This is a genomic window from Streptomyces sp. URMC 129 (genome assembly GCF_051386415.1).
GTDB lineage: Bacteria > Actinomycetota > Actinomycetes > Streptomycetales > Streptomycetaceae > Streptomyces.
This window is the reverse complement of the sequence record NZ_JBPQTQ010000022.1, coordinates 31,823-53,618: the sequence shown is the minus strand read 5'-3', so window position 1 is coordinate 53,618 and position 21,796 is coordinate 31,823. Positions and strand designations below refer to the sequence as shown.

Below are 21,796 nucleotides of genomic sequence, written 5' to 3'. Positions count from 1 at the left end.
CCGCCTCCCCCATCACCGCCGCCTCCCCCGCCGCCGCTTCCGCCGGCTCTGATCCAGTCGAAGAGCGAGCGCCAGAAGTTCCTCCACCATGCCTGAGCCGCCGCCGCGGCTTGTGCCGCTGCCTGGGCCCTCATCGCGTCCGCGAGGCGGCTGCCGTAGTTGGGGATGACATCGGCGTGCGAAGTGCTGCTGTGTGAGCTGGAACCGCCCCACGAAAGGTCGAAGTTCGGCGCCTCATAGTTCTCTATGGCATAGGAGGCGGCAACGCCGACGGCGACGGCCGCGGTCGCCGCAACGGCGACTTCCAGGACGCAGGCGTCCCAGAAGCAGTGGCCGCTGGGGTCCGTGCCGTTGAGTGGCGAGCCGTTGATGTAGCCGTACCGGTTCGCGTTGGCGGACGGGGTCGGTTCGAGGAGCCAGGTGTCGCGTGACGTGAACGAGCCTGTGCCGGGCTGGTACCAGCGGGCGGCCATGTTGACGTCGCCGCTGTCCGGGTCGGTCCAGCCGGACTGGTAGCCGAGGGACGGGGACGTGCCGCTGGTGGCCGTGACCTCACCGAACGGGTCGTAGGCGCGGGACGCGGTGACCGTGGTGGCGTCCGGGGAGAGGGTGGCCACCACGTCGTCGTGCCGGTCGGTGAGGAGTTGGGCGGAGTCAGTGCCGAGCAGCGCGCCGGACGGGTCGCGGTGGTAGAGCGATGTGCCGTCGGAGACCAGGTTGTTGGAGCCGCCGTCGTAGGTGAAGGCCGTGCCGTCCGTCTGCGTCACGCGGTCCAGCGAGTCGTAGGCGTACGTCGACTCGCCGTCCGTGACGCGGCGTTCGAACGCGTCGTGGGTCAGGGTGCGGGTCGCGCCGCCGGCCGGGGTCACCGTGGACAGCGTGCCGCGCGGTGTGTAGGTGTACGTGGAATCGCCGTCCGACAGAAGCCGGTTGCGCGCGTCGAAGACAGCCGTCCCGCGGCCCGCCCAGGTGCGGTTGCCCGCCGCGTCCCAGGCATAGGCGGTGGTCGTGGCGCCGTCGGACCAGGACGTGAGGCGGCCCGCCCGGTCGTAGGTGTACGTGTTGGTGCCGGCGCCCGCCGTGCCGCGGGTCTCCTTGGTGGTGAGGTTGTCGTCCAGGTCGTATCCGTACGTGACGGCCGTGATCTCGCTGCCGCCGTGCCCCTGTTCCAGCCGGTCGCCGGTGAGGCGGCCCAGCGCGTCGTAGGTGTACGCGCGGGTGGCGTGGATCTGCGAGCCGGTCCCGGTCCGCGTCATGTACGTCCGCAGCGTGGTGCGGCCGGCCGCGTCGTAGCCGTAGAAGGTGCCGAAGCCGTCCGTGCCGTGCCCGGCCCACTCCAGGCGCCCCAGCGCGTCGTAGGTGAACGTCGTGGTGCCGGAGGCGTCGGTCCGCCCGGTCATGCGGCCGTCCGCGTCGTAGGCGTACGAGGACTCGCCGCCCGGCCCGTCCGCGGTGAGCAGTTGGCCGCGGTCGTTGTAGGTGTAGATGTCGCGGCCCAGCACCTCGTTGGTGGCCTGCTCGGTCATCCGGCCGGCGAGGTCGTAGACGAACCTCCGGTCCAGCGTGTCGGCTTCGGCGCCGGTGCCGGTCTCGCGGATCAGGCGGCCCAGGCCGTCGTAGGTGCGGTGGCGCTCGACGCCACCGGGCAGCAGATCGGTGACGGGCCGGCCCGCCGCGTCGTAGACCGTGGTCCAGGTGCGGTCGGCCGCCGCCGGGTGGGCGTCGGTGGCCGGTTCGATGGTGGACTCGGGCAGGCCCCAGGAAGTGAACGTGTGGATCGTGGTGTTGCCCCGGCCGTCGGTGTACCGGGTCCGGTTGCCCGCCGCGTCGTAACCGAAGGTGGTCGTGATGTCGGTGTCGGCGTCGACCGGTTCGGTCTGTTCGGTGAGGCGGCCCAGCGCGTCGTGGGCGAAGGTGGTCACGGCTCCGCCGGGGGCGGTGGCCGAGGTCTGGTTGCCGTCGGCGTCGTACGACGCCCGCGTGGTGCGCAGCACGTCGGTTCCGGTACCGAACTCCTCGGTACGGACGGGCAGTCCGAGGTGGTTGTACCGGGTGGTCGTGCGGCGTCCGGACGCGTCGGTGGTCGCGGTCGGGCGGCCGAAGGCGTCGTAGCCGAAACGGGTGGTGGCGAAGCCGCCCTCGGTGACCCGGAGGACCTCCCCGGCCGCGTTGTGGACGGCCTGGACGGTGACTCCGCCGGGGGACGAGGACGCGATCTGGTTGCCCGCGTCGTCCCAGGTGAACGTCGCGGTGTGGTGGGCCAGGTGCGGGTGCCGCTCCACCACGGTTGAGGTCAGGCGCCGGCCCAGCTCGTCGTAGGTGGCCTCGGTCCTGGCTCCGGTCGGGTCGGTGGCGGACAGCTGGAGGCCGGTCGGGGTCCAGGTGTAGGTGGTCTGGCCGCGCGGGAACGTTCCCGGGAAGCCGGGCGTCTCCCCGCCCTCGCCCCCGGCGACCGGGTCGGTGACGCTGAGGAGTTGCCCGAGCTGGTCGTAGGCGTAGTCGGTGGTGCGGCCCAGGGGGTCGGTCGCCGCGACCGTGCGGCCGAGGACGTCATGGGTGAACGTCTCGGTGGCCGTGATCGGCTGACTGCCGCCCGGGGGCGTGTAGTCGGGGCGGGTGACGGCCGTGACCTGGCCGCGGAGGTCGTGGCTGATGCGGGTGACCCGGCCGTTCGGGTCCCGGGTCCCGGTGACCTCGCCGAAGGTGTTGTAGCCGGTCAGGGCCGCGGGGCGGGCCTGCTGCGCGGGCCCGCCCGCCGTCTCCACGCCGACCTCGGGCGCGGTCTCGGCGACGAGGCGGCCGAGCGCGTCGTAGCGGTAGTCGGTGGTCGCGCCGCGCGGGCTGGTGGTGGAGGTCCGCAGGCCGCGCTGGTCGTAGGTGTGGGTGGTGGTGCTCTGCCCGTCGGCGTCCGCGATGGTTTCGGTGAGGACGTTGCCCGCCGTGTCGTAGGTGAACGACGTCGCCAGGTACTCGGCGGCCGTGGCGCCCGACTGGCGCTGTTCCAGGGGGCGGTCGGCCGGGTCGTACGTGAAGGTGGTCTCGCGGTTGAGGCCGCCCGGGTCGAGCGTGGTACTGACGACGCGCCCGGAGGTGTCCACCTCGTGGACGACTTCGGTCGCGCCGCCGCCGGTCACCTGGCGGACCAGGTGGCCCGCGCGGTCGTAGGTGTTGGCCTCCAGCACGATGTCGTGCCGGGTGCCGTCGGACTGGGTCACGTCCTCGGCGGTGACGGTGGCGGTGAGACCGTCACCGAAGTAGGTGTAGGACGTGGTGGCGCCCATCGCGTCGGTGCTGGACGCGAGCCGGCCGGCCGGGTCGTAGGCGAACGACTCCAGGGTCAGGTCACGGACCTGCCCCGAGGGATCGCCCTGCCAGTCCTGGAGGATGGTCTCGGCGTGCAGCCCGCGTGGGGTGTACGTGTACCGGAACACCGTCCCGGCCGCGTCCGTCTCCCGGATCAGCCGGCCCATGGTGTCGTGGACGTAGAAGGTGGCGTTCCCCTCGGCGTCGATGACGCGGTCGGTCCGGCCGAAGGCGTCGTACCGGTAACTGACCACCCGTTCGGGGTCGTCACCCGTCAGGTCGGTCGCCGTTTCGCTCAGCACCTGGCCGTCGGCGTCGAACGTACGGGTGACGCGGGCGGTGTGGGTGGCGCCGGTGATCTCGTTCTCGGCCCCGGTGCCGGTCTCGGTGACCACGCGGGAGAGCGCGTCGTAGGTGAACGTCACCGTCACGCCGTCCGGTTGGCTGTCCGAGGTTTCCGTGGAGGAGAGCCTGCGGCCCAGCCCGTCGTAGGTGTGCTCGGTGACCAGGCCGGAGGGCGAGGTGACGCGCGCCAGGTCGCCGGTGGCGTAGTAGGCGTACCGGGTGACCGCGCCGTCCGGGCCCTCGTCGGTGGCCAGCAGCCCGGCGGGGGTGGTGCCGCCGCCGACGGCGGCCTCGGTGCCGGTCGTGTAGGTGCGCCGGGTGGTGCGCCCGTCCGGCAGCACGGTGGTGGCGGGCAGGCCGAGGGCCGTGTAGGTCATCTCGGTGCGGTAGGTGTCGTCGCCGGGACCGGAGGAGCGGGCGTCGCCGGCCGACACGGGCTTGTCGTTGCGCGGATCGAGCGGGTTGCCCGCGTTGAGGTAGTGGTCGGTGAACGACGTCCGGCAGTCGTGCCGCGAACGGCAGGTCGTGGTCGAGACCGTGTTGCCGCGCGCGTCGTGACCGGTGATGGTCGGGTTCCCGTTCGGGTCGGTGACCGTGTGGAGGAAGCCGCCGACATCGTAGGCGTAGGAGGTGACCCGCCCTTCCGGGTCCGTCACGTAGGTCCTGCGGTAGCCGCGCCGCGCGTCGTATGCCGTGGTGGTGATCCCGCCCGCCGGGTCGGTGACGTCGACGGTGGCGGTGAGCGACGACGCGGTCCACTGTGCCTGGGCGAGGTAGTGGGCGGTGACCTCGTCCTGGGTCAGGGCCCGTCGGTAGACCGCGATCTCGTCCACGGTGCCGTTGAAGTAGGCGGTGCCGTTGGGGAATCCGGTCCAGTCGCTGCTGGCGTAGCCGGCGCCGACGTAGCCGTGGGCCCTGGCCTGATCGCCGATCGTCCCGGTCAGTTCACCGACCTTCACCCCGTCCAGGTAGAGGGTCTGGACGTTCCCCGCTCCGGTCAGGACCACGTGGTGCCACGCGTCGTCGGTGACCGGCCCGCTGGAGGTGATGGGCTGCGGACTCGTGCCCGGGACCCGCCACTGGGCGCGCAGCTTCCCGCTGCCGTCGATGGTGATGGCGGGCGTCCAGGAGGTGGGGGTGGAACCGAGTGGCTGGTTCTGGAATCCCAGGAGCACGCCGCGCGGAGTGGTGGTCCTGAACCACAGTTCGGCGCTGAGGGCGGTCGTGCCGCCCAGCACGTCGCCGGGGATCTCGATGGCGTCCCCGGACAGGACCGCACCGCGGCCACTGGCGAGGGGGGTGGTGCGGATACGGTCGATGACGGGGGCACCCAGGTAGGTGCCGGGGAAGCGGCCCGTCTCGTCGGCGGCGGTGGAGCCGGTGAAGTCCTCGATACGCCAGTAGGCGGTCGGCGCGTCGCCCATGACCGCGCCGACGTAGGCGAAGCGGTCCCCGACCATGCCCGCGTTCCGCATGTCGGTGGCCATGGAGGCGCGCGAGTCGTGGAGGAACTCGCCTCCCCAGTACCGGAACATGGTCTCGTTCTGGAAGGCGACTTCGGCGATCTGTCCGGTGAAGGGCCGGTAGCCGGCGGCCTGTCCGTCCCAGCTGGTGGCCGAGTAGCCGGTGCCGATGTAGACGTGGGACATCCGGCGGTCGTCGGCGCCGTTGCGGTTGGACGCCTGCATCTCCCCGTCGAGGTAGAGCGCTTGTCCCTGGCTCGACCCGGTGAGGAGCGCATGGTGCCACTCGTCGTCGTCCACGCGCACGTCGGAGATCAGCGTCGAGTCGTCGCCGGGGTACCGGAACCGGCCCCGGAGCTTGCCGGACGAGTCGACCAGCAGCATCGGCCAGTATCCGGTGGGTGTCTCGTCCAGCGGCGTGTTCTGGGTGGAGACCAGGACGCCGGAGTCGCTGGTCCTGAACCAGAGGCCGATCGTCTGTTCGTCGTCGCCGCCCAGGGCCTCGCTGGGCACTTCCACGGCGCTGTCGCGCATACCGGTGAAGTAGGGGGCGGCGTTGGCGCCGTCGGGGTAGATGCCGGGCCCGCCGAGGTTCACCCCGCCGAGGTAGTCGCCGTGGAGGTTGTCGTCGATGGCGCTGGCGGCGACGCTGCCGGTGCGTTCGTTCAGGCGCCAGTAGCCGGTGGGGTGGTTGTTGATGACGGCCATGGGATAGGAGTCGGAGATGCTGCGGTACTCCGGGTCGGAGACCTGCCAGGTGCCGCCGTTGGCGTCGGTGACCTGGCTGGCGCGGCCGGTGATGGCGTCGTAGGCGACCTGGGAGTGGGTGCGGCCGGAGGGCAGGGTGACGCCGGTGAGGCGGCCGGTGCTCTGCCGCAGCGCGTAGTGCTGGGCGACGGTGCCGGCGTTCAGCGGCTCGTGGTAGACGGCGACTTCGTCCAGCTGGCCGGTGAAGCGGCGCAGGCCGTGGGTGGCGCCGTCCCAGTTGGCGTCGGAGTAGCCGGCGCCGAGGTAGGTGTAGGAGCACTGCTGGTGGCTGATCGGTCCGGTGCGGCTGCCGACGGCGACGCCGTCCAGGTACAGGGTCTGGGTGGTGCCCGCACCGGTGAGGACGGCGTGGTGCCAGTTGCCGTCGGTGACGGCGGCCGAGCTCTTGATCGGGTTGATGGCGGTGGTGTCGCCGGTGAAGAAGAAGCCGCTGAGTCTGCCGTTGCCGTCGATCAGGAGCGGCGGGGCGAGGTTGCCGGGGCGGCCGTCCTCCGGGCGTTCGTTCTGGAAGCCGACCAGCACGCCCGGCCGGGTGGTGCGGAACCACAGCTCGATGCTGAGGAACGTGGTGGTCCGGATCGAGTCGTCCGCCAACCGCACGGACGAGTCCGTGCCGTTGAACGTGACGGCGCCGTCCTCCGTGCCGGCCAGGGCGTCGGTCGCGCCGTGGTCGACGTTGTAGTACTCGGCGTCGTTGAAGCCGGTGGCCGAAGGGGCGTCGCTGACGGCGATCGCGCCCTCGGGCTCGCCCAGGCGCCAGTAGGAGTGCGGGCCGCCGTCGAGGACGGCGCCGCGGTAGAGGGAGCCGTTCTCATAGGTGTACCGGGTGCACGCGTCGGAGGCGGCGCCGGGCGCGCAGACGCTCGTGAGCTGCCCGTTGGTGTAGCCGTAGGTCCATGTCAGGCCGGGCCGGCCGGCGTTGGCCGGGCTGGTGGTCACGGTGGCGACCCGGTTGTCCGCCCAGGAGAAGGTGAGGGTGCGGCCGGAGAGCATGTCCTGGACGGTGGTCAGCCTGCCGCTGGTGTGGGTGAGGCGCTGTTCACGTCCGGCGACATCGGTGATCCGGGTGAGCCGTCCGTCGCTGCCGAAGGTGTGGGTGAGGCCGGAGCGGTCGCGCAGCACCCAGCCGCCGCCGGACGCGGCGGTGAGGGTCATGCTGCCGCCGGCCGGGGAGGCGAAGGTGCCGTCGGCGTTGCGGCCGAAGCGGGTGCGGGTGCCGTCGGCCAGGGTGACGACCACGTGGCTGCCGCTCTCGGCGACCGCGCGCATGTCCCAGCGCGTCGTCCAGCCGGGGCCGAACGCGGTGTCGCCGCGCGGGTCGAGCGAGTTGTAGGTGCGGGTGACGGCGAGTTCCGGGCCGACGGTGCTGAGCGCGGCATCGGTGGCCGAGGTCGAGTAGTTGCCGCTGGCTCCGTTGAACTCGTGCCCGTCGCCGCCGCCGAGGTGGCCGGTGACCGGGGGCTGGGGCACCTGGGTGCGGAACCGGGCGGGCCTGGGGCGCAGGGATGTGTCGACGCCGTCGTAGACGTAGGCGTACCAGGCGTAGGTCTTGTTCCACGACAGCCAGCCGGACGGCACGGCCCACTGCTGGGCCGTGCTCCTGGTGCCCGTGCGGCAGTTCTTCCGCGTGTTGTCGCCGTCCACTTCGCAGACCTCGAAGGTGTAGCGCAGCGCGGCGTCCTTGTAGTGGTCCTCGTCGGTGCCCTCGGCCCACAGCGTCGGGGTGAGCGTCTCCACGACCGCGCCGCTGCCGGGGGCTTCCGCGACGAGCTCGGGCGGGATGTTGACGGCGGCCAGGCGGACGCGGGCGCCGGGGATGCCCTGGCTGGTGAAGCGGGTGACGCCGTAGTCCGTCATGGTCCACTCGACGGTGTACGTACCGGGCGGCAGCGGCGCGATGCGCGCGTTGAGGGTGACGCTCTCCCCGGGCGAGACGGCCTCGGGCATCTCGGTGTAGCGGCGCAGCGAGGAGTCGGTGAGCTCCGCGCCGGCGGAGTCGTAAAGGTTGTAGCGCAGCTTGTAGTTGCCGCCGGCCGGCCAGGTCTCCCGGCCCTGGTTGGTGACGGTGACCTTCTGCACCCCCTCGTCCACGGCCGTGACCGCGGCGGTGAGCTGGCCGGGGCGGTAGGTGGCGCCGTACTTGGTCCAGGTGACGTCGAGGCTGGGCTTGCCGTTCGGGTAGCGGGTGGAGCCGAACTGCTTCCAGCCCCGGGAGTCGGTGGTCGAGGACTTCACGGCCAGGCCGTAGTTGTTCTTCCTGCCGTGGGTCCAGTCGTCGACCAGGGCCCGGCCCGCCGAGCCGAGCGGGATGGTCTCCCACGCCGGGCCGCAGGTCCAGTCGCTCGATCCGGCCGGCCGCCAGCCGTGGGCGAAGCGGTCGGAGGCGAGGGCGGCACCGGTCGAGGGGCCGGGGTAGTTCTCCAGCGTGGTCGCGGACCAGTTCTGGGTGATGGGGTGGATGCTGACCGGGCGCGGCTCGCAGGAATAGGACCAGGTGTTGTAGAGGGCGAGCCGCGCGTCGAGAACCCAGGCGTTGTCGAGGGACGAATCCACGCCGCTGAACCGGAGGAAGGAGGCGGCGACGTGGTCGCCCCCGTCGTAGGTGCCGGTCTTGAGGACGGTGTCGGTGGAGAAGTTGGTGTTGTAGGGGCGCTGCACGTAGGTGGAGGACGAGGCCTCGACGCGGGTGACAGAGGGGTCGACGCGCACCGGGAAGACGCGCTCCGGGCTGGAGAGCCACTCCTCGTCCAGTGTGACCACGAGGACCTGGCGGCCGTTCTCTTCGGCGAGCCGGTAGGTCACCCCGTCGGATATCGCGGCGTCGCCGGAGTGTTCACCGGTGTTCGCGTCCTCCATCCACCCGGGAGGCGTGTGGGCGCGGACGGTGCCGTCGGCGTCGGTGAAGACGACACCGCCCTGCTCGTCCAGCGCGGCGGTCACGCCGTCGAGGGCGAGCGGGAAGCGCCACTCACGCGGTGCGTCGGCGCCGTGGAGGACGAGCGTCTCCTTCAGGGTGTCGTTGGTGGCGATGAACTCCACGTCCGCGCCGTCGAGTACGCCCTGGTAGGTGATGACCGGGCCGTCCGCGAGGCCGGGGACGGCCCGGGCGCCCTCCAGGGCATAGCCGATGGTGACGCCGTCGTCGAGCCGCATGCGGACCAGGGGTTCGCCGTCCGCCTGTTCGGCGAAGCTCAAGGGTGTCTCGGTGGCGGTGGTGGCCCAACTGGCGTCCATCCGGCGCAGGGTCGGGTCGATCTCGGTCCAGCTTCCGTCATGCCGCTGGTAGTTGACCGGCTCGTCGTAGAAGCGCGTGGTGTACGTGCCGTCCGCGTTGAGGTAGGTGCGGGCCTGTTCCTCCCGCATGCCCTCCTGCTCGACGCTGGTCTCCTCGTCGAAGCCTGTCAGCTCAGCCGGGGCCAGGGCTTCCAGTTCCTCGACGGTGCCGGGCTCCGGCGGGGCGGCGGTGTCGCCGAGGTCGTCACCGGTGATCGGCTCCTCGAGGGGGAGCTGGCCCGGTGCCTCCTCGGGTGCGGTGCCGGTGCCGTCCGTCGGTGCCGTTGTCTCGTCCGTGCCGGCGGTGTGGTCCTCGCCGTCCGCGCTGCCCCACAACTGGTCCGGGCTCTCGCCCGTGGCGGTCGCGGAGGCACGGTGCCACTGGCTGACCGCCGCGGCTGCCGGATCGAGGGCCGTCAGGGACGCCATGAGCGCCGCGACGGGCAGGGCAAGCCAGCGTGCACGGCGCACGGAATCCCCCCAGGTGCAATGAGACGTGAGAGGCCCACGGTTGCGCCTTCACATGGTCTGCGCAAGATGGGCGCACTCTGGCGGAGTGTCACTCACGGGGGGAAGATGCGCATATAGGACCACGATGAGGACTGGACCAACCGGCGGCGAGACCGAATCGCAACATTGCTCCGCTCCCGCCGCCGGGCAGTGTCAGCTCTCCGCTTCGGCGATCTCGTCCACTCGCTGCCGCAGGCGGTCCGGGGTGAGGGGGTCGGTGGACTGGCCGTAGATGGTGTCGCCGTTCAGGAGCACGGTCGGGGTCGCGTTGAAGTCCGAGTCGAGGAAACCGGCGTTGGAGTTCTCGACCCACTGGTCGTGGTCGCCCTCCTGCACGCAGGCCCGGAACGACTCGGTGTCCAGGCCCTCCACGTCACCGGCCAGGTCGATCAGGCGGGAGTTGTCGGCGAACGCGTCGTCCGACTCGGCGGGCTGGTTCTCGAACAGCACGTCGTGGTACTCGGTGAACTTGCCCTCGTCCTCCGCGCAGACGGCGGCGTTGGCCGCGTTCTTCGAGCCGGTGCCGCCCATGTTGCCGTCGATGATCGTCACCAGGTGGTAGTCCACGCGCAGCTTCCCGGCGTCGGTCAGCTCGTGGATCGTGTCCCGGAACGTCGTCTCGAACTGCCCGCAGGCCGGGCAGCGGAAGTCCTCGTAGATCGCGAGCGTGGCGGGGGCGTCCTTGTCCCCCACCGAGATGGGGTCGACCGACGGGCCTTCCGTGGTCTCGCCGCCGTTCGCCGCGAAGACGCCCACCACGGCCGCGACCGCCAGTGCCGCGACGGAGACGGCCGCGACCTTGGCGGTGCGCTTCCTGCGCTCGGCGGCCCGCTCGCGCTCCCGTTCCTCGCGCAGTCGTTCACGGGCGCTGCGCTTTCCCACACGATTCCGTTCGCTCACGTCCTGAGCCAACGAACCGGACCCGGCCAGGACACGCCGGTTCGACGGATCTGACGACGCGGCGACCTCACCAGGCTGACGCCCGGCCGCCGGGAGCCGGGAGCCGGGAGAGGGCGGGAAAGCGGTTGACCGCGGTCGGTGTCCGGCGATGGGATGGCGTGCCGTGAGCACCGGCCCGCGCCCCATCGACGACGGACTCGTACGGCGGCTGATCGCACGGCAGTTCCCGCAGTGGGCGGGGCTGGCGGTGGAACGGTTCCCGTCCGGTGGCACGGTCAACGCCGTGTACCGGCTGGGCGACACCATGGTCGTACGGCTGCCCCTGGTGAAGGGCGGTGTCGCGGACCTGGCGCGGGAGCGGGAGTGGCTGCCCCGCCTCGCGCCCCTGCTGCCCACGGCCATCCCCGAGGTGCTCGGGGCCGGGGAGCCCGCCGAGGGCTATCCGTGGCCGTGGTCGGTGTACCGGTGGCTGGCCGGGGAGAACCCCGAGGCGGGGGCGCTGAGCGAGCCGGTGCCGCTGGCCGGGGACCTGGCCCGGTTCGTGACGGCGATGCGGGGCATCGCCCTGCCGGGGGCGCCGCGGGCCCACCGTAGCGGGCCGCCGGCCTCCCTCGACGCGGCGACCCGGGCGGCGATCGAGCGGCTGCGCGGGATCCCGCGGGAGGCCGTCGACTGCGACGCCGCGACCGCCGTGTGGGAGGACGCGCTGCGGGCCCCGGGCTGGGACGGGCCGCCGGTGTGGCTGCACGCCGATCTGATGCCGGGCAATCTGCTGGTGGCCGGTGGCAGGCTGACCTCGGTGATCGACTTCGGCTGCGCGGGCGTGGGCGATCCGGCCTGCGATCTGTTCCCGGCGTGGAATCTGCTGCCGGCCGGCGCGCGGGAGGTCTTCCGCGACGCGCTCGGCGTGGACGACGCGACCTGGACGCGCGGCCGGGCCCGGACGCTCTCGCAGGCGCTGATCGCGCTGCCGCACTACCGCTCGACCAACCCCGCGATGGCGCGCAACGCCCGGCACGTGATCCGGACGGTGCTGGAAGAGGGCTGAACCCCCCGGGCGGCGCGGGGCGTCAGCGTTCCGGGAGGTCCGCCGGGGACTGCTCCCACGGCACGCTGAGCCACGGGCTGTCCGGCTCGGTGCTGAGAATCTGATGCACGGTCACCATGTCCGTGTACCAGTCGCCGAACTCCTCGCTGTCGAAGTGCAGACAGCGCCCCAGCACGAAGCCGACCGCGAACTCCGCCCAGGACCGGTACACCTGGCGGCTGGAGTCGCCCACCCGCAGCAACGCCCGCTCGGTCTCGTCCCGTTCGCCGTACCGGGCGCCGAGGCCCCACCGCGCCATGCAGGAAGCGCGCCCGAAGTCCCATGCCAGGACGGAACGCACGCACGTGTCGCCGTCCAGCAGGCCGTCGGCGCGGAACCGGGCCTCGTAGCGCAGCACGCGCCCGATCAGCTCCTGCACCAGCTCGATGTCCGCTTCGAGGTCGAACTCCGGCGGCCGGCCCGTCTGGTCCACGACCTCGGCGGTCCGCGACACCAGTACCCGCTCCGCCGTCTCGCGCCACTGCGCCGCCTCCGGCAGGACCCCGTACTCCAGGATCAGCGCCTGCCGCACCCGCAGCACGAACTCCCAGGCCGGGGACACCACTTCACCGCTGAGCAGCCGCTCCACGGTCTCCAGCCACTCGGCCCGCCCGGTGACGCTCCACCACTTGCGCAGCAGTTCCTTCTCCTCGGTGTAGCCGCCCCACTGCCACCCGAGGTGGTTCCAGATCGAGCCGTTGTTCACCAGCAGCATGGCCCCGCACGCCATGCCGTGGGCGAGCGGACCGTGCCGGTCGCCGGTCCACAGCGTCTTCAACTGCCGCTCGGCGGGCGGGTTCTTGGCATGCCGCTTCCACCGCTTGGGGTCGGCGGGGAGGAAGGTCTCCACGGGCGTACCCGGGTTGACCGCGAGCCAGCGCACCGATTTCGGCCAGACCTTGGCCAGCGACCGCAGATCGCTGCGCTCGAACACGTGGTCGCCGACGGGCGGCTCCAGCATGCCGCGCGTGAAGACGGCCAGCGCCAGGCCGTCGAACTTCGGGTCGCGGAACGGCCGGAACGGGATGCTGCCGGGCACGGCGTCCATCAGCTCACGGGACATCGGGAAGTACAGATCCGTACCGGCCAGGATGTCGAAGAACGCGGGCCAGTTCTCGCTGCTTCCCGCGTCGAACAGGCCCTGTTCCACGGTCGTCGGCGCCTGCCACGGGGCGCTTCCCGCGGCCCCCTGAATCCCCATGGTCACGACTGTAGCGGGCGTGGCCCCCGGCCGGTACGCGTCTCGCCCCGGCCGGGAACCGCCCCCGGGAACCGCCCCGGGCCTCAGCGGCGCGTACCGGCGGCCAGGTCGGCGGCCAGCGCCCGCAGCGCCGTCACCCCGGCCTCCTCGTCCCCGGCGTGGTCCAGCAGCCGCTGGACGAACGCCGATCCGACGATCACGCCGTCCGCGAAGGCCGCCACCTCCGCCGCCTGCGCCGCGTTGGACACGCCGAGACCGACGCACACCGGCAGCTCGGTCGTCGTCCGCACGCGCCGGACCAGGTCGGCCGCGTCCCGGCCGACGGACTCCCTGGTGCCGGTGACGCCCATCAGCGACGCCGCGTAGACGAAGCCGCTGCCCGCCGCCGTGATGTCCGCGATCCGGGCGTCCTTGCTGCTGGGCGCGACGACGAAGACCGTTGCCAGGCCGTGCCGTTCGGCCGCCTTCCGCCACGCCTCCGACTCCTCGACCGGCAGGTCCGGCAGGATGCAGCCCGCGCCGCCCGCCTCGGCCAGCTCGGCGGCGAACCGCTCCGGCCCGTACCGGTCCACCGGGTTCCAGTACGTCATGCACAGCACCGGGACGCCGGTCGCGGCGTGCACCTCGCGGACCGTGCGCAGCACCCCCGCGATCCGGATGCCGCCGCGCAGCGCGATGTCGTCGGCGGTCTGGATCACCGGGCCGTCCAGCACCGGGTCGCTGTGCGGCAGCCCGATCTCCACGATGTTGCAGCCGCCCTCGGCCATCGCCGTCACGGCGCGGATGCCGCCCTCCAGGGTGGGGAATCCGGCCGGGAAGTAGCCGATGAGAGCGGCCCGGTTCTCGTCCCTGGCCGCCGCCAGCACGGCGCCGAGCGCCCGCGCGTTGCCGCTCACTGGTTGCCTCCGTCGTCGTAGAGCCCGAAGTAGCGGGCGGCGGTGTCCATGTCCTTGTCGCCCCGGCCGGAGAGGTTGACCACGATCAGGCCGTCCGGGCCCAGTTCGCGGCCGACGTCGAGGGCGCCGGCCAGCGCGTGGGCGCTCTCGATGGCGGGGATGATGCCCTCGGTGCGCGACAGCAGCCGCAGCGCGCGCATCGCCTCGTCGTCCGTGACCGGGCGGTACTCGCCACGGCCGAGGTCCTTCAGATAGGCGTGCTCGGGGCCGATGCCGGGGTAGTCCAGACCGGCGGAGATGGAGTACGGCTCGGTGATCTGGCCCTCGTCGTCCTGGAGGACGTAGGAGCGGGAGCCGTGCAGGATGCCGGGCTCGCCGGCGGTGAGGGTGGCGGCGTGCTCGCCGGACTCCACGCCGTGCCCGGCGGCCTCGCAGCCGACCAGGCGGACGGCGGTGTCCGGGATGAACGCGTGGAACAGGCCGATGGCGTTCGACCCGCCGCCCACGCACGCCACGACGGCGTCCGGCAGCCGCCCGGCCCGCTCCTGGATCTGGCGGCGGGCCTCGACGCCGATGACGCGGTGGAAGTCGCGTACGAGGGTGGGGAACGGGTGCGGGCCGGCGACCGTGCCGAACAGGTAGTGCGTGTGCTCGACGTTGGCGACCCAGTCGCGGAACGCCTCGTTGATGGCGTCCTTCAGGGTGCGGCTGCCGGAGGCGACGGGGATGACCTCGGCGCCCAGGATGCGCATCCTGGCGACGTTCAGCGCCTGGCGCTGGGTGTCGATCTCGCCCATGTAGATGGTGCAGTCGAGGCCGAACAGGGCGCAGGCGGTGGCGGTGGCCACGCCGTGCTGACCGGCGCCGGTCTCCGCGATGACGCGGGTCTTGCCCATGCGGCGCGTGAGGAGGGCCTGGCCCAGCACGTTGTTGATCTTGTGCGAGCCGGTGTGGTTGAGGTCCTCCCGCTTGAGGAAGACGCGGGCGCCGCCCGCGTGCTCCGCGAAGCGCGGCACCTCGGTGAGGGGGCTGGGGCGGCCGGTGTAGTGGACGAGCAGGTCGTCCAGTTCGGCGGCGAAGGCCGGGTCGGCCTTGGCCTTCTCGTACTCGGCGGCGACCTCCTCGACGGCGGCCCGCAGGGCCTCGGGGATGAACGTGCCGCCGAAGTCACCGAAGTAGCCCCCGGCGTTGGGGACTTGCCCGTCGGGATCGGGAAAGAAGTGGTGTGCGGACATGCGGTGCCTTGCCTTCCGGGCGAGTTGAACGGAACGAGGAGTACGCGTGCGCGTTGACGGGGCGGCCCGACCGTACGGCCAGGACCGGCGGGGACGGCGCACCGACACGGCCCACGACCGGCCACGGGCACACGCCCCGGCGACGGACGCGGGACGCGGGGGCGGCCGGAGACCGGCGGGTCACCAACCGCGTGCCGGGGCGGACCGCCGGTCCCGGCCGGGCCACGGCCGGGCGTCCGGCCGAGGCGACCGGCGCCGAGCGACGAGCGACCGGAGCCGGTCTGCCGACCGGACCCGAAGGGCTCGGCGAGACGCTCCGCCGACGGGTGAGCCGCCGGCCGCACCGGCGCCCCCGGTGGGGCCCCGGACGGTCTCACGGTCCGCCGGTGCCGGGTGCGGCCCGCCGGTGCGGCTCTCGCCTCGCGGTGGGCACGCCCGGGTCGGGCGCGGCCGGACTCCGCCGTCGTCGCGGTGTGCGCGGGCCGGAGCCGGGCCGCTCGTCACCGTCCGTGCGGAGAGCGGTCCGGCCGGGAAGCCGTGCCTACTGGTCGTGCGTCGTGGCCGTGCGGGCCGTCGGCCGGGGGCGCCATCGGCGGCCGTTGATCTGGCCGGGCTCGCAGCCGATGTGATACCGCACGCGGCGGCCCAGCACGCGCCGGGCGGGGGCGCGGCAGCCACGTGGCCGCGTGCCCCGGAACGGGTTCCTCGCCGCGCGCACGGTGCTCAGCGCCCCTGGCGCAGGGCCGGGTGGGCGCCGGCGGCGACCAGGTCGGCCACGGCGGCGCGCGGGTCGCGGCCGGTCACCAGGGACTCGCCGACCAGCACCGCGTCGGCGCCGTCGTTGGCGTAGGAGATCAGGTCGTGCGGGCCGCGCACGCCGGACTCCGCGACCTTCACGATGTGGTCGGGGATCTCCGGGGCGACCCGGGCGAAGGTGGCGCGGTCCACCTGGAGCGTCTTCAGGTTCCGCGCGTTGACCCCGATGACCTTGGCGCCCGCGTCGACCGCGCGCCGCACCTCTTCCTCGTCGTGCGCCTCGACCAGCGGCGTGAGCCCGATGGACTCGGCCCGCTCCACGAGCGACACCAGCGCCTCCTGCTCCAGCGCGGCGACGATCAGCAGCACCAGGTCCGCGCCGTACGCGCGGGCCTCCCAGAGCTGGTACGAGGTGACGACGAAGTCCTTCCGCAGCAGCGGCACGTCCACCCGGGACCGGACGGCGGCCAGGTCGGCCAGGGAGCCGCCGAAGCGGCGGCCTTCCGTCAGCACGGAGATCGCCGCCGCGCCGCCCGCCTCGTAGTCGGCGGCGAGGCCGGCCGGGTCCGCGATGGCGGCCAGGGCGCCCTTGGACGGGCTGGACCGCTTGACCTCGCAGATCACCCGGACGCTGTCGCCCTTGAGCGCGGCCACCCCGTCCTTGCTCGGCGGGGCCTTCGCGGCGGACTCCTTGAGCTCGTCGAGGCTCACCCGCGCCTGCCGCTCGGCGAGGTCCTCGCGGACTCCCTCGATGATCTCGTCGAGCACACTCACGCGACCGGCCCCTTCCTGTCTGGTCCGGGCGACCAGACCCTTTGATGGTATCCGCCAAATGGCGGAGCGTTCGCATCCGCCTGTCAAGCCGCTGGTCAGGGGACCAGGGAGGTGCCCAGGGGGAGATTTCTCACCACCGTGAACACCACGAGCGCCCCGCCGAGCGCCCAGGCGTGGGCCGGACGGACGGCGGGCGCGCGGGCCGTCCCGCGCACCGTCAGCACCAGCCACACCACCAGCCCCACGGCCAGGGCGGTGAACCCGGCGACGGCCGCCGCGTTGGCCCCCAGGGCGCCCGCCAGGTCGCCGTGGGCCAGGGCGTGCGCGCTGCGGAGCCCGCCGCAGGCCGGACAGTACAGCCCGGTGAGGGCGAGAACGGGACAGGCCGGGTAGTGCCCCGGCTCGCGGGGATCGACCGCCGCCACATACCCGAACGCCGCGCCCGCGGCGGCCAGAGCCGCCAGCGGCGCGGCCACCGCGGCGAGCGGGCGCCCGGGCACGGGCCGTGGTGCGTCAGCCGCTGACGGCCGACCGCTCCGACTCGGTCGAGGTGGCGGGCGCCGGGACGCCGTCCGCCGTGGTGGTCACGCCCGCGGCGGCGGCCTGCGCCCTGGCCTTCTGGGCCGGGGTGGCGTGGAACTGGGCCGGGGGCTGGCCGTATCCCATGGCCCGCAGCACCAGGCCGACGACGCCACCGAGGCCGACGACGACCGCGCCGGCCGCCACGCCCAGCGGCTCGGCCATCACCGTGTAGGCGCCGCCGATACCGAACCCGATGAAGGCGATGACGACACCGGTCCAGGCGGCCGGAGAGTTTCCGTGGTGGTAAGGGCCCGGCATGTGTGTGCTCCTCGTGGGTCAGGATTCGCGGGCGCGCTGCCTCAGCACGCCCTCAGCCATTGTGGCAGGCCGCTCCGACAGTCCCCGGCGGGGCCCCGCGTCCCCGCGCCGGGACTTCTACGTCGGGTCCTCACCCCGGTCCAGCGCCCGCCAGATGTCCTCCGGCCGGTCCGCGTCCTCCCCGGCGCCCGCTCCCGCCGCCCCGGCACCGGCGCCGGTCCCCGCGCCGCCCGCGCGGCGCGATCCCGCCGGGCGCCGCGCCGACCGCTCGTACCGGCCGGACATCGCGGGCCACTGCTGCCCGTAGCTCAGCGCGAGCAGCCCGGCGCACAGCAGCAGCAGCCCGCCCAGCGCCGAGAACCACGGCCAGCCGGTGTGGCTGACGCCCGTGACGGCGGCCTCCGTGAGGCCCATCGCCTCGGCCGCGTTCGCCTCCAGCGCCTCGGTGTCCCCCGAGCCGAGCAGCGCCGCGCCGATCGCCCCGGCGCCGCTGAGGGCCAGCACGGACGCGACGACGGCCCGGCCGGTGCGGCGCACCGCGAAGACCGCGACCAGGGAGGCGAGCCCGACCAGGGCCAGGGCGCTCGGCAGGCCGGAGACGGCGCTGCCGCTCGCGGTCACCGGCAGCTCCGCGCCGGAGACGGCCGTCTCGCCCTCGCCCCAGGTCTGCCCCGCCGAGATCAGGACGACGGCGGCTCCGGTCGCGCCGCTGAGCAGCGCCACGGCGAGCGTGCGCCGCGCCGTTCCGGGGCCGGTGACGGCCGGGTCGGTGGCGGCGGCGAGGTCCGTGGGGCCGGCGGGGTCCGTGGGGTCAGGGATCGTGGTGAGGTCGGCGGTTCCGGTGGTGCCGGGGGTCCGGTCGGTGTCCGGGGTCCCGGTGAGACCGGTCGTGTCGGTGCCGGCGGCGGGGTCGGCGGGGTCGGCAGTCACCTGTCCACGCTACCGCGCAGCTTGCCCGCCGTGGCCACCGCCCGGAGAACGGCCGCCGCCTTGTTCCGGCACTCGGTGTCCTCGGCCACGGGGTCGGAGTCGGCCACCACTCCGGCCCCGGCCTGCACGTACGCGACGCCGTTACGCAGCACGGCGGTGCGGATGGCGATGGCGGTGTCCGCGTCGCCCGCGAAGTCGAGATAGCCGACGCAGCCGCCGTAGACGCCGCGCCGGGTGGGCTCCAGCTCCTCGATGATCTCCATGGCCCGGGGCTTGGGGGCGCCCGAGAGGGTGCCGGCCGGGAAGCAGGCGGTGAGCGCGTCGAAGGCGGTGCGGTCGGCGGCGAGCCGCCCGGTGACGGTGGACACGATGTGCATGACGTGGCTGTAGCGCTCGATCGACATGAAGTCGACCACCTCGACGCTGCCGGGGGCGCAGACGCGGCCGAGGTCGTTGCGCCCGAGGTCGACGAGCATCAGGTGCTCGGCGCGCTCCTTGGGGTCCGCCAGCAGCTCGTCGCCGAGCGCGGCGTCCTCCTGCGGGGTGGCGCCGCGCGGCCGGGTGCCGGCGATGGGGTGGAGCATGGCGTGCCCGTCCTCGACCTTGACCAGCGCCTCCGGGCTGGAGCCGACCACGTCGCAGTGCTCGAAGCGCAGCAGGTACATGTACGGGCTGGGGTTGGTGGCGCGCAGCACGCGGTAGACGTCGAGGGCGCTCGCCGGGCAGGGCGTCTGGAAGCGCTGCGAGGGCACGACCTGGAAGGCGTCGCCGGCCCGGATGTACTCCTTGACCCGCTCGACGGCCCGCTGGTAGTCGGGGCCGCCCCAGAGCGCGTCGTAGGACGGCAGCTCGGACGGCGGCAGGGCGGCGACGGGGAGGGCGGGGGCGGGGCGGGCGAGGTCGGCGGTCATGGCGTCGAGCCGGGCGACGGCGTCGGCCCACGCCTCGTCCACGCCGGTCTCCAGGTCGTTGTGGTTTATGGCGTTGGCGATCAGCAGCACCGTGCCGTCGCGGTGGTCGAGGACCGCGACGTCGGAGGCGAGCAGCATGGTCAGCTCGGGCAGGCCGAGGTCGTCCTCGGCGCTGTCGCCGATGGTCTCCAGGCGGCGGACGACGTCGTAGCCGAGGTAGCCGACCATGCCGCCGGTGAAGGGCGGCAGGCCGGGCGAGCGTGGGGTGTGCAGGGCCTGGAGCGTCTGGCGCAGCACGGCCAGCGGGTCGCCGGCGGCGGGCACCGAGACGGGCGGGCTGCCCAGCCAGTGCGCCAGGCCGTCTCGGACGGTGAGGGTGGCCGAGCTGCGCACGCCGATGAAGGAGTAACGGGACCAGGTGCGGCCGTTCTCGGCGGACTCCAGCAGGAACGTGCCGGGGCGCTCGCCCGCCAGCTTGCGGTACAGCCCGATCGGGGTGTCGCCGTCGGCGAGGAGGCGACGGGTGACCGGGATGACCCGGCGGTCCTTCGCGAGGATCCGGAAGCGCTCGAGGTCTGGCGTCGTCATGGCGGCCGAGCCTACTTCTCGGGGGTTTCGAGCGGGAGGCGCCCGGCGTCGAAGCAGGTGCGGTCGCCGGTGTGGCAGGCGGCGCCGACCTGGTCGACCTGGACCAGGACCGTGTCGCCGTCGCAGTCCAGGGCGACGGACTTCACGTACTGCACGTGTCCCGAGGTGTCGCCCTTCACCCAGAACGCGCGGCGGCTGCGGCTCCAGTAGGTGCAGCGGCCGGTGGTCAGGGTGCGGCGCAGGGCCTCGTCGTTCATCCAGCCGAGCATGAGCACCTCTCCGGTGTCGTACTGCTGGGCGATGGCGGGCACCAGGCCGTCGGCCGTGCGCTTGAGGCGGGCGGCGATGGCGGGATCGAGAACGGGCGTGCCGGGGGCGCCGGGCGTGCTGCTGGACATGGCTTCATTCTGCCGCCATTCGGGGGTACTCACGCCGGACGGCCGGGGCGCCGATGCGGGGCGAAGGGTGCCGCCGGGTCGTAGGGTAAGCGCATGTCGACTCACGCGAAGCGCGAACGTCTTCTGCTGGCAGACGAGTTGGAGGCCGCCGGGCCCGACGCGCCCACCCTCTGCGAGGGCTGGGCGGCCCGGGATCTGGCGGCGCACCTGGTGACGCGGGAGCGGAATCTCGAGCCCCTGACATCGGCGGTCGTGAGGCCGCTGGCGGCGCGCGCCGAGCGCGTGCGGGCGGAGACGGCGGCCCGGCCCTTCGACGAGCTGGTCCAGCTCATCAGGACGGGGCCGCCGCGCAGGTCGCCGTTCGCGCTGAAGCAGGTCGACGAGGCGGCGAACACCGTGGAGTTCTTCGTCCACACCGAGGACGTGCGGCGGGCGCGGCCGGACTGGGAGCCGCGCACGCCGGACCCGGTGTTCGACGAGGCGCTGTGGCGGCGGCTGGAGACGGCGGCGCGGCTGATGGGCCGCCGCAGCCCGGTCGGTCTGGTGCTGCGGCGGCCCAACGGTCAGACGGTCGTGGCCCGCAAGGGGGTGCCGGTGGTGACAGTGACCGGCGAGCCGGGTGAGCTGCTGTTGTTCGCCTACGGGCGGCAGGGCGCGGCGCGGGTGGAGCTGGCGGGCGACGAGGACGCGATCGCGGCGGCGCGGACGGCGCGGCTCGGCCTCCCGTGACGGCCCCGGCCGCGGCCCCGGTTACGGCCGCGGTTATGGCCGCGCGGGCTTCTTGATCACCTCGATGACGCTGGTCAGGCCCTCGGCGCCGGGCCCGGCCGCGTCGGCGGCGGCGAACAGGCGGCTGACGGCGGTGGCGGTGCCGGTGTCGATCCCCGCGTCGCGGAAGGTGTCGACGACGTGCTCGGCGCCGACCGCCTGCGTGTGGGGTTGTTCTCCTCCCCCGGGTACGCGGCGGCGTGGGGGCGCGGCGCCTCGGCCTTCTTCCCGAGTCGCCAGGACGTCCCTTCTTTCACCCTTCGCTTGTGCGCGCGGTTGTCACCCTGCGCGATCGCGCTTCCGGACGGCCACGGGCGCGCTGCGGGGCGGGCTACCGGTGGCCCGCGGTGGGTCCTCGGTGACCGCGCCGAGCTTCCGGCGCGGTCACCGGCGAGCCTTGGCCTGAGGTGACCCGGCGTCATGCGCTCAGGGGTGCTCACTCCGGCCGACCAGCCGAGGAGTTCGCGGAGGTTCGGCCTCGGGCTGGTGGCCCGGCGCCGGGGCCGTCTGGACGACGCCGAGCGGCAGCTGCGCGGCCGGCTGAGCCGGCTCGGCGGCGTCCGGGGAACGGCGGGCGTGGCGTTCGTCCTGGCGGAGCCGGGCTTCCTCGGGGAGCCGCGCGGCGACGCGGAACAGGCGCTGCGCCTGCAACGGGACGGCTGCGCGGCGGCCCGCTCGGTCGGGGCCCCCGGGCGAGCGCGCGGACGTCGACCGCGTCACGGCCCGGGTGCGCGCGGCCCCGGGCGGGGCGGGGTTCGCGGCGGAGCACGCCAGGGGCGCCGCCCTGTCCCCGGACGAGGCGATCGCCTGACGCCGCCGCGCCCCCGCCCCGCGCTCCCGCCCCCGCGCC

Annotated in this window: 15 protein-coding genes; 2 read left to right on the top strand and 13 right to left on the bottom strand. The window is 73.5% G+C overall.

Annotated features, from left to right (window positions below; all coding sequences use genetic code 11):
- A partial coding sequence (locus ACSNOC_RS07225; RefSeq protein WP_436746419.1) for a LamG-like jellyroll fold domain-containing protein occupies positions 1 to 9,623 on the bottom strand: 9,623 nt, incomplete at its 3' end.
- 192 nt (positions 9,624 to 9,815) lie between these two features.
- Positions 9,816 to 10,544 (bottom strand): DsbA family protein, encoded by a 729-nt coding sequence (locus ACSNOC_RS07220; RefSeq protein WP_436746418.1) that lies wholly within the window; start codon positions 10,542 to 10,544, stop codon positions 9,816 to 9,818.
- A gap of 181 nt (positions 10,545 to 10,725) precedes the next feature.
- On the opposite strand from ACSNOC_RS07220, the gene ACSNOC_RS07215 reads away from it, so the two are divergent.
- A complete protein-coding gene (locus tag ACSNOC_RS07215) occupies positions 10,726 to 11,610 on the top strand; it encodes an aminoglycoside phosphotransferase family protein (protein WP_436746417.1) in 885 nt (294 codons plus the stop codon).
- Between the two features lie 22 nt (positions 11,611 to 11,632).
- On the opposite strand, the gene ACSNOC_RS07210 is transcribed toward ACSNOC_RS07215, so the two are convergent.
- The 9 genes from ACSNOC_RS07210 to hisI form a co-directional block, all read right to left on the bottom strand.
- Positions 11,633 to 12,850 carry a DUF1266 domain-containing protein gene (locus ACSNOC_RS07210; RefSeq protein WP_436746416.1) on the bottom strand — a complete coding sequence of 406 codons (1,218 nt, stop codon included), beginning with the start codon at positions 12,848 to 12,850 and terminating at the stop codon, positions 11,633 to 11,635.
- Positions 12,851 to 12,933: 83 nt separating this feature from the next.
- Positions 12,934 to 13,746 (bottom strand): tryptophan synthase subunit alpha, encoded by an 813-nt coding sequence (gene trpA, locus ACSNOC_RS07205; RefSeq protein ID WP_436746415.1) that lies wholly within the window; start codon positions 13,744 to 13,746, stop codon positions 12,934 to 12,936.
- On the bottom strand, positions 13,743 to 14,981 hold the full coding sequence (gene trpB, locus ACSNOC_RS07200; protein ID WP_436746414.1) for a tryptophan synthase subunit beta: 1,239 nt from the start codon (positions 14,979 to 14,981) through the stop codon (positions 13,743 to 13,745). The genes trpA and trpB overlap by 4 nt, the downstream gene beginning before the upstream one ends.
- A 723-nt stretch (positions 14,982 to 15,704) precedes the next feature.
- A complete protein-coding gene (gene trpC, locus ACSNOC_RS07195) occupies positions 15,705 to 16,511 on the bottom strand; it encodes an indole-3-glycerol phosphate synthase TrpC (protein ID WP_436746413.1) in 807 nt (268 codons plus the stop codon).
- A 95-nt stretch (positions 16,512 to 16,606) separates the two neighbouring features.
- Positions 16,607 to 17,011 carry a DUF2752 domain-containing protein gene (locus tag ACSNOC_RS07190; protein WP_436746412.1) on the bottom strand — a complete coding sequence of 135 codons (405 nt, stop codon included), beginning with the start codon at positions 17,009 to 17,011 and terminating at the stop codon, positions 16,607 to 16,609.
- A gap of 13 nt (positions 17,012 to 17,024) precedes the next feature.
- Entirely contained in the window at positions 17,025 to 17,351 is a 327-nt protein-coding gene (locus ACSNOC_RS07185) for an HGxxPAAW family protein (protein WP_436746411.1), read from the bottom strand.
- Between the two features lie 117 nt (positions 17,352 to 17,468).
- Positions 17,469 to 18,170, bottom strand: coding sequence for a TIGR02234 family membrane protein (locus ACSNOC_RS07180; protein WP_436746422.1), 702 nt, complete (start codon positions 18,168 to 18,170; stop codon positions 17,469 to 17,471).
- A 107-nt stretch (positions 18,171 to 18,277) separates the two neighbouring features.
- Positions 18,278 to 19,780, bottom strand: a complete 1,503-nt coding sequence (locus tag ACSNOC_RS07175) for an anthranilate synthase component I (protein WP_436746410.1) — start codon at positions 19,778 to 19,780, stop codon at positions 18,278 to 18,280.
- A gap of 11 nt (positions 19,781 to 19,791) precedes the next feature.
- Positions 19,792 to 20,178, bottom strand: a complete 387-nt coding sequence (hisI, locus tag ACSNOC_RS07170) for a phosphoribosyl-AMP cyclohydrolase (protein WP_436746409.1) — start codon at positions 20,176 to 20,178, stop codon at positions 19,792 to 19,794.
- A 93-nt stretch (positions 20,179 to 20,271) separates the two neighbouring features.
- Here hisI and ACSNOC_RS07165 point away from each other — a divergent pair, with 93 nt between their 5' ends.
- Positions 20,272 to 20,907, top strand: a complete 636-nt coding sequence (locus ACSNOC_RS07165) for a TIGR03085 family metal-binding protein (protein ID WP_436746408.1) — start codon at positions 20,272 to 20,274, stop codon at positions 20,905 to 20,907.
- 33 nt (positions 20,908 to 20,940) lie between these two features.
- Here the strand turns inward: ACSNOC_RS07165 and ACSNOC_RS07160 are convergent, their stop codons facing one another.
- Positions 20,941 to 21,186: a hypothetical protein gene (locus ACSNOC_RS07160; protein ID WP_436746421.1), complete on the bottom strand. Its 246-nt coding sequence runs from the start codon at positions 21,184 to 21,186 to the stop codon at positions 20,941 to 20,943.
- A gap of 186 nt (positions 21,187 to 21,372) precedes the next feature.
- The gene (locus ACSNOC_RS07155) at positions 21,373 to 21,597 is read right to left on the bottom strand and encodes a hypothetical protein (protein ID WP_436746407.1); all 225 of its coding nucleotides are present in this window, start codon (positions 21,595 to 21,597) and stop codon (positions 21,373 to 21,375) included.
- Positions 21,598 to 21,796 lie beyond the last annotated feature (199 nt).